The organism is Paenibacillus sp. FSL K6-1122 (genome assembly GCF_037977015.1).
GTDB classification, from domain to species: Bacteria; Bacillota; Bacilli; order Paenibacillales; family Paenibacillaceae; genus Paenibacillus; species Paenibacillus amylolyticus.
In genome coordinates this window covers 6,808,926-6,822,457 of record NZ_CP150272.1, presented here as the reverse complement: position 1 = coordinate 6,822,457, position 13,532 = coordinate 6,808,926, and the positions used below count along the sequence as shown (strand labels likewise).

The 13,532-nt window shown below is 47.5% G+C and carries 10 protein-coding genes; 6 read left to right on the top strand and 4 right to left on the bottom strand.

Features of this window, described 5'->3' with window-relative positions; all coding sequences use genetic code 11:
• The first annotated feature begins 1 nt into the window (after nt 1).
• Nucleotides 2-1,669 carry a hypothetical protein gene (locus NSQ20_RS30300; protein ID WP_340031436.1) on the top strand — a complete coding sequence of 556 codons (1,668 nt, stop codon included), beginning with the start codon at nt 2-4 and terminating at the stop codon, nt 1,667-1,669.
• Between the two features lie 779 nt (nt 1,670-2,448).
• Here NSQ20_RS30300 and NSQ20_RS30295 read toward each other — a convergent pair.
• Nucleotides 2,449-3,663: a Glu/Leu/Phe/Val dehydrogenase dimerization domain-containing protein gene (locus NSQ20_RS30295; protein ID WP_340031434.1), complete on the bottom strand. Its 1,215-nt coding sequence runs from the start codon at nt 3,661-3,663 to the stop codon at nt 2,449-2,451.
• A 346-nt stretch (nt 3,664-4,009) separates the two neighbouring features.
• On the opposite strand from NSQ20_RS30295, the gene NSQ20_RS30290 reads away from it, so the two are divergent.
• The 3 genes from NSQ20_RS30290 (at nt 4,010) to NSQ20_RS30280 (ending at nt 7,247) form a co-directional block, all read left to right on the top strand.
• The gene (locus tag NSQ20_RS30290) at nt 4,010-4,525 is read left to right on the top strand and encodes a DUF2179 domain-containing protein (protein WP_340031433.1); all 516 of its coding nucleotides are present in this window, start codon (nt 4,010-4,012) and stop codon (nt 4,523-4,525) included.
• Nucleotides 4,526-4,815: 290 nt separating this feature from the next.
• Entirely contained in the window at nt 4,816-6,243 is a 1,428-nt protein-coding gene (locus NSQ20_RS30285) for a hypothetical protein (RefSeq protein WP_340031432.1), read from the top strand.
• 326 nt (nt 6,244-6,569) lie between these two features.
• Nucleotides 6,570-7,247 carry a hypothetical protein gene (locus NSQ20_RS30280; protein WP_051447005.1) on the top strand — a complete coding sequence of 226 codons (678 nt, stop codon included), beginning with the start codon at nt 6,570-6,572 and terminating at the stop codon, nt 7,245-7,247.
• Nucleotides 7,248-7,322: 75 nt separating this feature from the next.
• Here NSQ20_RS30280 and NSQ20_RS30275 read toward each other — a convergent pair whose 3' ends face one another.
• The 3 genes from NSQ20_RS30275 to NSQ20_RS30265 all read right to left on the bottom strand — a co-directional run bounded on the left by NSQ20_RS30275 (nt 7,323) and on the right by NSQ20_RS30265 (nt 10,911).
• Entirely contained in the window at nt 7,323-8,399 is a 1,077-nt protein-coding gene (locus NSQ20_RS30275; protein ID WP_340031431.1) for a substrate-binding domain-containing protein, read from the bottom strand.
• 140 nt (nt 8,400-8,539) lie between these two features.
• Nucleotides 8,540-9,724 carry a glycosidase gene (locus NSQ20_RS30270; RefSeq protein WP_036671619.1) on the bottom strand — a complete coding sequence of 395 codons (1,185 nt, stop codon included), beginning with the start codon at nt 9,722-9,724 and terminating at the stop codon, nt 8,540-8,542.
• A complete protein-coding gene (locus NSQ20_RS30265; protein WP_340031430.1) occupies nt 9,721-10,911 on the bottom strand; it encodes an AGE family epimerase/isomerase in 1,191 nt (396 codons plus the stop codon). The genes NSQ20_RS30270 and NSQ20_RS30265 overlap by 4 nt, the downstream gene beginning before the upstream one ends.
• A gap of 224 nt (nt 10,912-11,135) precedes the next feature.
• Here NSQ20_RS30265 and NSQ20_RS30260 point away from each other — a divergent pair, with 224 nt between their 5' ends.
• A complete protein-coding gene (locus NSQ20_RS30260) occupies nt 11,136-12,449 on the top strand; it encodes an extracellular solute-binding protein (protein ID WP_036671616.1) in 1,314 nt (437 codons plus the stop codon).
• Between the two features lie 195 nt (nt 12,450-12,644).
• Nucleotides 12,645-13,532 carry a sugar ABC transporter permease gene (locus NSQ20_RS30255; protein ID WP_036606603.1) on the top strand — a complete coding sequence of 296 codons (888 nt, stop codon included), beginning with the start codon at nt 12,645-12,647 and terminating at the stop codon, nt 13,530-13,532.

Sequence of the window (13,532 nt, the reverse complement as noted above, 5' to 3'; positions counted from 1 at the left end):
TATGGAGGAATCCTCCGACTTCCGCACACTCAAGATTCTGGATCGCTTTCGTCCGATCATCGCCAGAACAGGGGCGGATTATGATGTGCTTCGCCTGATTTTGCGGGTGAAATTCCAGATGGATCAACGCAGAGTACCTACCATTTTGTCCAACAATTCAGGGAAAAAAGAGCGCAAGGAAGGGAATCAGTTTCTTCGTTCCCTATGGTTGTATGGATTAATGGGACTGATGATGGTCCCCTTCATCGTCTGGGATACGGGGCATTTCATGCTTCAGATGGGTCTTGTGTTTGGTATCTTAATGTTTATGATTATGACGTCCATGATCTCGGATTTTTCATCCGTACTGCTGGACATTCGGGATCGTAATATTATTATGACTAAGCCTGTTAATGGGCGAACGGTGGGGATGGCCCGAGCCATCCACGCAGGCGTTTATCTGCTATTGCTGACGGGTTCATTAACCGGTATACCGTTAATTGCTGCGTTAGTGACGCATGGGATCGGATTCTTTCTGATCTTCCTTGTGGAACTGATTCTGATCAATATGCTAATTCTGGTGACAACGTCTCTGATCTATCTGTTCATGATGAAGTTTCTGGATGGTGAGAAGCTGAAGGATATGATCAATATGGTGCAAATTCTGCTTTCCGTGGGGATTGCGATCGGTTATCAGCTGGTCATTCGTTCGTTCAGCATTATTGATTTTGGTATGGTATTTACCCCGGCTTGGTGGCAGTTGCTGTTGCCTCCGTTATGGTATGCGGCTGCATATGAATGGTTATTTGCAGGGGGCGGGAATGTGTGGATCTATACGTTCACAGCACTGGCAGTCTTGGTTCCTGTGGTGAGTATGATCGTATATGTGAAGCTTATGCCTTCCTTTGAATTGTATTTGGAAAAAATGGCACATTCGGGTCAGTCCTCTGGACGCAGACGTGGAAGATGGGATCGGTTGATCTCCAAGGTGGTCAGTCGTTCGAGAGAGGAGCAGGCTTGCTTCCGTCTGTCAGCCAGCATGATGCGTAATGAACGGGAATTCAAGCTGAAGGTGTATCCATCGCTTGGTTTATCATTTGTTTTACCTTATGTATTTTGGTTTACTGAATTGCAATCTTCTAGTTGGGCGGAGTTTAGACAAAGTTCGTTTGTATACACCTTTTACATCGTGCTGATGCTGGTTGTAACGGTTGTAGTCATGCTGAAATTTTCAGGACAATATAAGGCATTCTGGACTTTTCGCGCTGCGCCGATGGCGAATGATAGCGCGTTATATAAAGGCGCTCTGAAGGCGTTCTTGTGCAACATGTTCCTGCCGATATTTCTGGCAAATGCCATTCTGTTCACCTGGACATTTGGATCACGGATACTGCCGGATATTGCGATTATTATGTTGACGGCTACTGCGCTTGTGCCACTGGCAGGCAAGTTGTTGCTGCGTAAGCCACCGTTCTCCCAATCCTTCAGTATGGCCCAGCAAAGTGATGGTTGGTATGTATTCGCCGCCCTCCCTGTGCTTGCCATGTTATGGGGAGTCCATGTCTTTTTCCGTTCAGTGTCAGGGGGCGTGTGGATCTATGGTGCGCTATTGATCGTAGCGAATGTGTTGCTGTGGACGCTGCTGTATCGAGAGAAGAAGACAGCGAAGAAGAGGCCGGTTGCAGTTTGAGAAGTTGCAACAGAATAAAAGAGTAAAAGAATAAAAGAAGGAAATAAGGAACGAACAAGAGAGCGAATGCAATAAGAGGGATAGTTACAAGAAAACTCAATGCAATCCGCGCAGAGAGCGATTGGAACAAAGTGGCCAAAGGGCTGACGTATTAGATAACTAAGAATTAAAGTGCAGTGCATCGGAGAAGTAAGAGTTAAACACCGAAGAACGAAGATTAAAGAACGAAGAACCAGAGAAACGAGAGCCAAAGAATCAAGGACATAAGAAACAGAGAGCCAAGAACCAAGAACCAAGAACCAAAGAACCAAAGTGATAAGAGATTAGAGATGAGAAGAACATAGTGATGAGAGCTTAGAAGGGCTAACCGGGACATTTATGTCTAGGTTAGCCCTTTTTGATAGAGATCTCCTTGTCCGCAGCTCTAACGAACCTGAGGCGCCTTATTCAGGGGAATAATCAGAAAAATATATTCTAACGAATCTCAGGAACGCTATCCTTTCGAAAAGTAGCTTTTTACCTCGAAAAAGGACCAAATTAGGCAAAATAACGTGTCTGAAATTCGTTAGATATTAGAATCATACTAAAAGGGGCGAATAGCGTGTATCAGATTCGTTAGCATGGAGTAAAGCAGTGGAGGTTCTCTTTCGGCACGTCGGAATCCGTTGGAATGCAGTGAAGCCCATGATGAGTTCCGGTTATATTATAACTTTGAACCAATAGCGTGGCGGAGAAGGTGTTGGCGGTATGGAGATACTCAGGTGGCAGAGTGGGGCGACCTATTTTTTATCGCCTGATCGGAGGATGGATTCCGCCAGCCGATCGGCTGCATCGGCTGTGGAGATCAGAGATTGCGCAGCTTCTGCGTATACCTTGCTCAGCGTGCCTGCAATCCCCGCCACCTTTTGGCGGATCAGGTCAGGCCCTTCGCCTTCCAGCTCGTAGGCGGTGGAGATGATTCCGCCTGCGTTGAGCACATAATCAGGCGCGTACAGGATGCCGCGCGCCTGCATGCTGCCTGCAACCAGCTGTCGTTCACTCAGCTGGTTGTTGGCCGCCCCGGCAACGATGGAGCAGCGCAGCTCCTCCACCGTTGCCGGGGTCAGTACGCCCCCTAGGGCACAGGGGGCGAAGACCTTGCAGTCAGCGGCGTGGATATGGGCCGGATCGGCCGAGATGGCGCCGCTGAACTGCACAAGGGCACGTTGTACACGCTCCGGTACAACGTCTGCCACAATGAGCCGTGCCCCGGCTGCATGCAGGTAACGGCACAGGGCATACCCGACCTTGCCCAGTCCCTGGACGGCAACGGGAATGCCCTGCAAAGATTCAATGCCTTGCTGGCGCAGCGAGGTCACAATGCCGATGTGTACGCCGTAGGCGGTCATCTCGGCAGTGAAGTCATCCTGCGCCCCAAGCGAACCCGTGGTGTCCGTCACATGTGCGGTCTCCAGTCGGATCTGGTCCATGTCTGTCGCCGTGGTACCCAGATCAAGACCGGTCACGTATCGTCCGTTCAGCCGCTCCAGACAACGACCCAGTGCGCGAAAGCGCTGCGCCCGCTTGGATACGTCCGTATCCAGACTTTTATCTTGTGGATGCGTCACCTCATCGGCAACGAATTCCCGTTCTGCGGCAGCGCTCTTTTGCTGCTCTACCCCTAGATCTCCAGCGACCTGCTCAACACTTTGAGATCCGCAACCATCCTCATCCGGTTTTGCATTCTTCACAAAAGGTACATCCCATATGACTACTTTCCCGCCGCCATATGGCAATCCGGAGATTGCATTTTTGTACGTCATGCCTTTGGCAAGCTTCACAGCATCCCGAACAGCTTCTTCCTCGGACGCATACGTCCAGTAGCGGCATCCGCCGAGCGCAGGTCCAAGGACCGTGTTATGAATGGCAATGACCGCCCTCAATCCACTATCTGCATCATGGCAAAAAATGAGTTCCTCCATGCCTTCCCGCTCCATCTCCTGCCATAGCTGCATGACGGTACCCCCTTTTTGTTTTGACCCATCCATCCTGGTTTTGACCTGATATCCTGTGCCAGCGTGCTTGGCTTTATGATGATACAGCATATTCAAAGACCCCCGTTTTCGACCCTGGGACCTCCGCCGGGTTGATAATCGGTACAAACGGTTCTATAATTGCAGTTCCGGCATGCCAGAGAGCAGAAAATGCCTACGGATTTACATTCAACCGTTTAGAATGAGGGCATAACGTCCAATGATGGAGATAGAGCGAACATACAGGAAGCATAGATGAAACGAAATCGTCGAGTATATGCAGCAAAGGGCCAATTCCGTTGGGAGGGCCAGGAAAGAGGGATTGTGATTGATTAAAATATTGGTATTTATCTTTTTGATCCAGATTGTGTACGTATCCGCTTATACACTCCGGATGATTCTGACACTCAAAGGACAGAAATACATCGCTGCACTGATCAGCATGGGTGAGATTGTGATCTATGTACTCGGTCTGAATCTTGTGCTCCAATACCTGACTCAGCCTTCGGCCCTGATTGTGTACGCGGTGGGTTATGGACTTGGGGTGTTGCTCGGTGCGTGGATTGAAGAGAAGATCGCGCTCGGTTACGTTACCGTTAAAGTCATCTGTAACCAGATGGGCAACAACGTCGCGAATGCCCTGCGAGATAAAGGATATGGTGTTACTGCATGGGTGGGCAGTGGACGTGATGGAGATCGGCTTGTGATGGAGATTCTGGCAAAACGTAAAAACCAGAAATTGCTCTACCAGACGATTCTCGATCTGGACCCCAAAGCATTTGTTATTACTGTGGAGCCCAAACAGTTCCATGGCGGCTTCTGGACACGTTCCATCAAAAAGTAAAATCGAGCAGGTCTGCGGCAGATGCAGTCCTGCTTTTTTAATTTCATCCCATCTGGAATGTTCTTGTTACCTCGATGTATCCCTGAAACTTCACTCTCCAAGTTAACTCTGTACGATTCAAGGTTGCTTACAGTACAAACCCTTACCATACGAGCCTTTCCTAACCACATGTGAGATAGGGATTATTGTTGTAATCGCTTTCAACACTTACATTGAGAACATGTCCTTCGTAACTTGGCATGGCAGCGATGGACGAATGTCATCATCATATATTGGGAGGAATGGAATCGATGAAAAGCAAATTTCGAAGCTTATGCAGCACAGCTCTGGCTCTAACGTTGGGGTTAACTTTATTGTCCGGCCCGGCAAGTGTGCAGGCAGCGGGTAACGCAGACTACAATCTTACGGGCTTCTCCCAAGGGAACGCGGGCGGCGGCATCATTAGCGAATCAAACACAGCCACGTATAAGAAAGTGTATAATGCGACCGATCTGGCATTGGCGCTGAAAAAGAACTCCGGTGTCAAAGTTGTTGAGATCATGAACGATCTGAATCTGGGATGGAATGAAATTCCGAGCGCAGCGCAGACTTCTCCTTTTGCCAAGCATAATGATGCGCTGACGCATCCCGTATTAAAACAGACCGGTGTTAGCAAGCTCACGATTGATGGTTTCAATGGACTCACGATTTTCTCCGCCAATGGTTCCAAGATCAAACACGCTGCGATCAGCGTGAAACGAAGCTCAAATGTCATCATCCGCAACCTGGAATTTGATGAGTTATGGGAATGGGATGAATCCACCAAAGGTGATTACGACAAGAACGATTGGGATTACATCACCCTGGAGGAGAACAGCAACGTGTGGATTGATCACTGCACATTTAATAAAGCCTATGACGGACTCGTCGATTCGAAAAAAGGAACCAGTGGCGTGACCATCTCCTGGTCCCTCTTCAAAGGGGATGACGGCAGCTCGAACAGCTGGGTTACCCAGCAGATTAACGAATTGGAAGCAAATAAGGCTTCCTATCCCATGTACAACTACCTGCGCAGCAGTGCTGTAGGTCTCAGCAAAGCCGATATTATCGCCATCTCAGGACCCCAAAAGAAAGGACATCTGGTCGGTTCGACCAGCTTGGAATCAGCTAACGCCAACCTGTCCATGACGCTGCACCATAACTTATACAAGGATATTCAGGACAGGATGCCACGTCTCCGTGGAGGCAACGCACATGCATACAACATCGTGATGGATTCGACAGGGGCACGTGCCGCTAAAGCCAAAATTACAACGGCGATGGCAACAGCGATCGCGTCCAAAGGTTATAAGTTCGATATCATTGGCAATGGGGCAATCTCCACAGAGAGCGGAGCCGTATTGGTCGAGAAATCAGTCATCAAGGACGTTCTGTATCCTGTTCGCAACAATCAGACCGATCCGGCAGATCCAACCTATACCGGCAAAATCAGAGTGACCGATACCATGTATTCTTTGGATGGAAGCTCATTCCGTGGCAACAGTGATACGTCTGGCAGTCCACTGGCGCCAATCCCGGCCGTGGTGAAATCGTTCTCCTGGAACGGCTTCTCGTCACTGCCTTACAGCTATACCACGGATGATCCATCTACGTTGAATGCACGCCTCACGGCTTCCAATGGCGCGGGTTCCGGTAAATTGACCTGGTCCAAGGACAATTGGTTGAAGACAAGTTATTGATATCAAAGTAACCTGTTGCTTTTACGTTCTTCAAATAAGGAAAAGAGTGCTCCTGCAGCTACGATAGCCGGGAGTGCTCTTTTTATATGAATCGGCTCCATAAACAGTTTGGCGGGCCGCTTGAAAAGTGACTCCTTGTTAGGGTGGATCATCTCCAGCTGCAGCATGTGTTAGTCTCGCCGGTGATCGATGTGAATCTTTATTTATCTTCATTACCTTTGTGAGTAATTTATGACAAATTAACCATTTATACAAGTACGCCTTGTAATTTTACTTACCGGTAAATATAATTTATTAGAATTAACCAATAAGGATGGTGAAGCAGCTTGGATGTATGGATATACTCCGTACTTACTCTTGTTTATTTGATACTTGTTGTTTGGATGGCCGTCGATTTAACCCAGAGGAAGCAATGGCTCGCGTATTCCAGTTTTCAGCTATTTGTAGCGTTCAGCTTGGCATATGACAATGGAATTATTGCTATAGGTAATTTGATAGGGGATGGGGAAGTGTTAATGGTCCTCAGTAGCCTTCGATTTTGGCTACATGCCTTTGCTACCCCTACCCTTATTCTTGTTGGCTACCATATCTTGCGCAGCTCAGGTGCCAAGTTTGCCAATAGAAGTATAACGAGTGTGGTGGCATGGCTGATAACTTTAGGTTTGGTTATCTACCAGATTGTAGGTTTTACTTTATCCGAGGTTAAAAATCTCAAGGTGATAGAAGAGTATGGAGTACTGAGATATATGGCAGAAGGTCATGGAGGTCCGCCGATGATGGTGATCATCGTGGGGATTGTTCTGTTATTTGTTAGCCTGGTCGTTCTTTTCAAACATAAATGGGTTTGGCTGTTTGTTGGAACTGCCTTGTTGTTTGTAGGGCAGTTAATCTCCCTGCCAGTGGAAACCGGTACTTTAACCAATGTGTATGAGTTGATCCTCATCCTCTCGATTTGGAGAACGACTACATTTTTGATGGATTCAACAGATCATCGCCGTCGTTAAGCTCCAATGCATCAGAAAAGACTGGCCAGTAAGATAAAGGCCAGTCATCTGTGTTCGTTGATTTCATTTTTTAATTCAGATATCCATAGTATCTGATGAGGCAGACACAGCACTTACCGATTCACGATAGATGATATTGCCTTTAACATGAACACGGCCGAAGCTGCGGTTTGGGTTGTCGATCTTTTTGAGCATCGACTGAACTGCGGTACGCGCCATCTGTTCTACGTCCACTTCGACGGTTGTCAGCTTGGGATCGGAGAGCGTGGCATAGATATCATTATCAAAACCAACAACAGAGCATTGGCCAGGTACCTGAATATCCATGGAAGTCAGTTTCTGAACGAGCAGATGAGCGACCTGATCACAGTTGCATACAAAAGCGGTTGGCAGCTGTTCCGGCAGATCAATCTCAATAAACGTACCCCGTTCATCCCGATCATTCAGAACCAGATCCGGATTCATCGGCAAGTGATGTTCCAGCAAGGATTTGTAGTACCCAAGGAATCGATCCTGGATGCTGCTCGTGGAATACAGGTTCCCTACATAAGCAATGTTACGGTGGCCCTGCTGAACCAGATAGTTCGTCAGCTCATAGGCAGCGTAGAAGTTATCGGTAACAACGGAATCGATGTCCGAATGTTCATCGTAGAAGTCGAGAAACATTTTGGGAACCTCCATCGATCGCACCAGTTCAATATACTCTTTGCTAATCTGTCCGAGCACGATGAAACCATCGACCTTGTTATCGCTGTACAGCTTGGGCAGTGTTAATTCCTCCTCATCCTCCACATTCAGAATGTGCAGAATGCCGTAGTAGCCCTGTTCCTCCAGATGTTTGGTGATGCGCTGGAACACGCGTACATAGAACGACTGCGTAGGCCCGGTAAAACGCTCCGGGATAATTACGCCAATATTATGGGTTAAGCCTTCCTTCATGGAACGGGCAGCAGCATTATACCGATAGCCCATTTCAACAGCAAGCACTTTAATTTTTTCCTTTAATTCGCCACTCACGCCATCTTTATCATTCAATGCTTTCGAGACGGTCACACTGCTGACCCCGAGCCTGTCGGCGATATCCCGCATGGTGATATTGTTCTTCAGTATGGTCGCCTCCTTCAAGCCGGTATAGGCACAATGTGCTGTCATTATGATGAACACTTTCTTCCAACATAATAACAATCCATATCAGTATACATCGTTACCCACTTGGAATAAAGCCATTCTGGCTGTTGTTTCGCTAATTTTCAGCACATTGCAGGTTTCCCTGAGAGGACGCTCTACCGATGTTACGTTAATTGTTTCTGTAAAAGCTTCTCATTCTGTTCAATCAGCTGACCCCGCTGGCTGGCACAGTCCAGGGAACGATACGGATCAGCCGGTGTATTGAACGTATAATCGACCAGTTTCTCCAGAGTCGTTGTTGCCACATGACAGCGGGTATCGCTGGAAGCGTAATAGATAAAGACTTCTTCCTGCTCATTGACCACAGCACCGTTGCAGAAAATAACATTGGACACATCGCCTGCCCGCTCATCGTCATAAGGAGCAATGAAGTGGCCGCCCGGCTTGGCAATAATACGCGCCGGATCATTCAGATCCGTAGCGAAGGTGTATAACACGTAACGCAGGCCTGCTGCGGTGTTCCGAACTCCATGAGCAATGTGAATCCAGCCACGATCCGTCTTGAGCGGAGCAGGGCCTTGACCGTTTTTGACCTCATATACCGTATGATATTGCCGTTCGTCGATAATTGTCTCTTCATGAATGACAGGGTTCAAGATATCCTCACACAGACCAAAGGCGATTCCGCCGCCACTGCCTGTTGAGATGAATCCATCCTGTGGACGGGTGTAGAAGGCATATTTTCCATCCACGAATTCCGGGTGCAATACGACATTGCGTTGTTGAGGGGAATTCGTTGTGATGTTGGGCAACCGTTCCCAGCTTGTGAGATCTCGTGTCCGAACCAGTCCTGCCTGTGCAACTGCGCTGGATGTATCAAATGCAGGAGCCTCAGGGTCTTTGCGTTCCGAGCAATAGATGCCATAGATCCAGCCATCTTCATGTTGAACGAGGCGCATATCATACTGATTGGTTTCATCCGCATCGATATCATCCCAGACCAATGGTTTACCCGTGAAACGGAACCCGTCAATTCCATTGTCGCTCTCGGCGAGCGCAAAGATTGATTTGCGATCCAATCCTTCCGTACGGATGACCATGACGTATTTGCCATTGAAATAGATGGCTCCTGGGTTCAGTGTAGCGTTAATGCCCAGGCGTTCCATGAAATGCGGGTTTGTCGTCTCATCCAGATCGAATCTCCAATGCAGCGGTACATGATGGCGAGTGATTACTGGATATTGGTACCGATCATATATGCCGTTGTAAAAGGAAGAATTGATCTCATTAGGGCGAGTAAGCAGCTGTTCCTGTTTCTCCAGTAACTCCTTGTATTTCGGGTGTATCATTCTGATCCCATCCTCTCCATTAGTTCAATACAGAATCTGCTATTGTGATACGGGCATTTCCACGGTCCGGCAATTTCGCTCTGATCCGGTGTTCCGTTTCCATCAACCGACCAGTACCATTCCCCACCTGAGCGCTGATCAATGATGTTTTCTTTTGTATAGGTCCACAAGCGTTCCACTCTCTCCAGAAACAATGGATCACCTGTACGCTGATATGCATTATAGAAACCGACCATCGCCTCGGCCTGAACCCACCAGATTCGCTTCTCATCGATATGTTCACCTTCTTGTTCATTGAGCAGGGAACCATCCGCATTCACGGCTACATTGGAGATGTTATAGGCGATATCTGTTACCATCGCCGCATACTCCAGATGTTGCTCCATCCCCAGAACTTTCAGTGCTTCGTCGATTAGCCAGCTGGCTTCAATGTCATGTCCGAACGAGCGCAGATCGATGATGGATTCCCACTGTTTGTTGAAAAATACCCCGAGAAACTTGGTGTCTTGGTCATACACCCGTTCATATAGAATTCCGAGCAGGAGTTCCAGCGCCGCCTTCACTTGCTGATCTGGCCACACGCGATAGAGCGTGGTGTAGGCCTCCAGCACATGGATATGCGTATTCATTGTGTAGTCCGCAATAACCCCATTTTCGCTCAGCATTTCATTGGGCTGTTCCTTCCATGTGCGATCAAATTGTTCCTTGTACGCAGGTAGTTCGGCATCCAAACCTTTGTCCTCGATTAGAGAAAAAAGCGTTTTCGCAAGTTCCAATGCAGAAGCATCCCCAGTTGCACGATAGTACTCACTGAGTGAATACACGCCGAATGATTGCGTATACACATGTTTGCTCGTATCCAGTGCTTCCCCTGTGTAATCTACCATCCAGTACATGCCGCCATATTCGGTATCCATCACATGGTCAGCGAGAAAACGGTATGCATGTTCAGCATGCTCGCGCCATCTTTCGTTTCTGGTAATCCGATAGGCTGCTGCAAAAGACCAAAGTTGCCGTGCCGTGGCGATCCCGCCTTTGGGCGCCTGTTGATTAACCTGAAGATCATTGCCAACCCAGCCGTAGAATCCACCGTGGGTTGTATCTTTAAGGTTGGACCAGAAGGGTAAAATCTGCTTCTCCCAATGCTCCTTAATCTCAGATTGAAGTTCGGTTGTTTTTGTATTCATAAGTGAGCGCTCCTTCAAAATAGTGCATCAATCTAATTAAATTAAGTTAACGGTAACTTTATTAAATAATATTAGTGCCCTGAAAAATAGATGTCAACGAATTACTTCGCAATTTTTCTTGTTAAGTTATAAATAATTTAATTGACAGGTAAGCGTTGCCATAATAGAATTCATTTTGTAACCTTAACGATAACTTAATTAACTTAAGAGAGGGGTCGAAACAATTGAGAAAAAACAAAGGTTGGATGATGCTGCTGACGATGCTGCTCATCACTTCGCTACTTGCTGCATGTTCATCCGGAGGTGGATCTTCGCAGGCAGGGGAGGAGATCAGTACAGATCCGGCAGATATCAAAGGTGAAATAACTGTTCTGACACAACGTACAGATATTGTTGATACCGTATTCAAAGACTACGCAGCAGAGTTCAACAAGGAATACCCCGATGTGAAAGTAAATTTCCAGGCACTGGCCGACTACGAAGGACAAGTGAAGATCCGTATGAGCACCAAGGATTACGGTGATGTACTGATGATCCCGACCAGTGTTCCGATCGCAGATATCCCGGACTTTTTCGAGCCACTCGGCACGTACGATGAATTGAAAGACAAATACACCGCTATTGAAGAACGCATGGTGGATGGTCAGGTCTACGGTATCCCTACCGTGATCACTTTCTCCGGAATCATTTATAACAAACAGGTCTTCAAAGACGCAGGCGTTACCGAATTGCCAAAAACACCGGAGCAATTCCAGGTTGCGCTCCAATTGGTCAAAGACAATACAGATGCGGTTCCGCTCTACACCAACTATGCATCTGGCTGGGCTCTCACCCAATGGGAATCGGATCTGCCAACCGTTGCAGGCAGTGTGGATTACGTTAACGTGGACCAACCGAATACAGATGAGAACTTTGTGCCTGGTCAGCCGCACTATGAACTATATAAAGTGCTCTATGATGCAGCCAAGAACGGTCTAATCGAGAAAGATCCAACAACAACCGACTGGGAAAGCTCCAAAGCGGATCTCGCCAAAGGCAAAATTGCCACGATGGCACTGGGCTCTTGGGCCATCACGCAGATTCAAGGGATGACGGATACACCGGACGACATTGGATTCCTTCCTTTCCCTACGAATGCAAGTGAGGTTGTGGTTCCGCTCTCCGCGGACTATAACATCGGCATGAACGTGAACAGTGAGAACAAACCTGCTGCCAAAGCTTGGATTGACTGGTTCCTGGCGAAATCAAACTACGCGGTTGAACAGGGTGGCGGTATGGATGCAGACAAGAATGCTGAATTACCACCCATTTTGGATCAATATAAAGACGTTAAATTCTCCACGCTTACACCTGCCAAAGAAGGTCAGGAAGGTCTGGTCGACAAGATTGATAACGAAGGCGAAATCGGTCTCTGGCAGCCTGATTTCAAGAAACGCATTATCGAAGCAGGTATTGGGAACCGCAAGGAATCGTATGACGACATCATGAAAGATCTGAACGACAAGTGGGTCAAAGCAAGAGCAGAACTCACAAAATAATTGGATTAACGTAAGTGGATCAGGTGATGAATGGACTGCGGGGATATAGGAAGCCATTTATGAATGGAGTATGGAATATGTGGTATTTGAAAGCATGGTACCCATGCTCTTCCCCGGCAGTTATTCCGCAGGAATTCCATTGGACGGGAGTCTTTCGATATATAGGCGGGAGAACCGCTTGGAGGTGTGGAGAGCATGAAGTACTTAAAACTTTCGAATTGGGGCTACTCAGCGCAACGCATATTTATCATCTGTGCCTTCTCAATTATTCCGCTGGCGTTGCTGTTCACGTTTGCATACTTACCTGTCATCAACATGTTCAAATACAGTTTCACCGATTGGAACGGATACAGTAAAAGGTTTGATTATGTTGGGTTTGAGAACTACACGCGCATATTCAGTGATCCCGAATACTTCAAAGTATTTATTGTCAGCTTGTATTACTTCGTGGCTACGTTCTTACAGATGGGCTTGGCGCTTTACTTTGCCACCATTCTGAGTTTCAAGGTTCGAGGCAAAAACTTTTTCAAAGGCATACTGTTTTTCCCTTATTTGCTGAATGGGGTAGCCATCGGTTTTATCTTCCTCTTTTTCTTCAAACCGGACGGTACACTCGATATGCTCATGCATGCTGTAGGGCTGGGACAATACACGCAGCTCTGGCTCGGTAATCCGAATATTATCAACGTGTCACTCGCAGGTGCATCGGTATGGAGATACATGGGCTTCAACTTTATCATTTTCCTGGGTGCAATCTCCTCCATTCCAAAGGATGTGTATGAAGCATCCGATATTGATGGCGCCAATCGCTGGCAGCAATTCCGCCACATCATCCTGCCGAGTATTACGCGCATCCTGCAACTCAACCTGATCTTGGCGATTAGCGGCGCAATTAGTGCGTTCGATATTCCATATATCATGACCGATGGTTCCAACGGCAGTATGACATTTGTAATCCAGACGGTTCATTTGGCGTTTAAATACGGCAAGCTGGGACTGGCATCCGCCATGGCTGTGGTGCTGCTCATGATCGTTATTCTCGTTACGCTTGTGCAGCGAGTCACCATGAAAGGGGAGGAATAA

Coding starts and splice junctions, on each gene's coding strand:
- NSQ20_RS30300 (WP_340031436.1), top strand. CDS start 2: ATGGAGGAATCCTCCGACTTCCGCACACTCAAGATTCTGGATCGCTTT.
- NSQ20_RS30255 (WP_036606603.1), top strand. CDS start 12,645: ATGAAGTACTTAAAACTTTCGAATTGGGGCTACTCAGCGCAACGCATA.
- NSQ20_RS30275 (WP_340031431.1), bottom strand. CDS start 8,399: ATGACAGCACATTGTGCCTATACCGGCTTGAAGGAGGCGACCATACTG.
- NSQ20_RS30265 (WP_340031430.1), bottom strand. CDS start 10,911: ATGAATACAAAAACAACCGAACTTCAATCTGAGATTAAGGAGCATTGG.
- NSQ20_RS30285 (WP_340031432.1), top strand. CDS start 4,816: ATGAAAAGCAAATTTCGAAGCTTATGCAGCACAGCTCTGGCTCTAACG.
- NSQ20_RS30270 (WP_036671619.1), bottom strand. CDS start 9,724: ATGATACACCCGAAATACAAGGAGTTACTGGAGAAACAGGAACAGCTG.
- NSQ20_RS30295 (WP_340031434.1), bottom strand. CDS start 3,663: ATGCAGCTATGGCAGGAGATGGAGCGGGAAGGCATGGAGGAACTCATT.